General features: G+C 65.9%; 1 protein-coding gene. It reads left to right on the top strand.

Translation table 11 applies throughout. From position 1 onward, the window contains the following. Window positions 1-16: 16 nt before the first annotated feature. The coding region (locus ACXJKJ_RS30500; RefSeq protein WP_457395174.1) for an amino acid permease at window positions 17-736 on the top strand (720 nt) is incomplete at its 3' end.

The following is a 736-nucleotide window of genomic DNA, read 5'->3' as shown; positions in this document are numbered from 1 at the left end:
GCGCCCGACCGGTGCGATCGCCAATATTCCGGCCGCCATCCTGGTGCTGCTGCTGACCTGGCTGTGCTACGTGGGCATCAGCAAGTCCTCGGCGATGAACATGGCCATGGTCGTGCTGAAGACCGGGCTGATCGTGCTGGTGATCATCGCCGGCTGGAAGTACGTCGACCCGGCCAACTGGACCCCGTTCATCCCCGCCAACGAGGGACCGGGCAAGTACGGCTTTGAAGGCGTACTGCGCGGCGCGGCGATGGTGTTCTTCGCCTACATCGGCTTCGAGGCCGTCTCGGTGGCCGCGCAGGAATCGCACCGGCCGCAGCGCGACATGCCGATCGGCATGCTGCTCTCGCTGGTGATCTGCACGGTGCTGTACATCGCCATGGCTGCGGTCATGACCGGGCTGGTGCCCTACGCCCTGCTGGGCACCGATGAGCCGGTGGTCACCGCCGTGGCCGCGCACCCGCAGCTGGGCTGGCTGCGCATCGTGGTCGAGATCGGCGCATTGATCGGCCTGTCTTCGGTGGTGCTGGTGATGATCATCGGGCAGCCGCGCATCTTCATGATCATGGGACGCGACGGGCTGCTGCCGCCGGTGTTCACCAAGATCCATCCCAAGTACCGCACCCCGCACATCAACACGGTGATCACCGGTATCGGCATCGCCCTGCTGGCAGCGCTGTTCCCGCTGGACATCCTCGGCGAGCTGACCTCGATGGGCACCCTGATCGCCTTCGCG

The sequence above is a fragment of the Roseateles sp. P5_E1 genome, from assembly GCF_054049335.1.
This window is presented reverse-complemented; position numbering and strand designations above follow the sequence as displayed.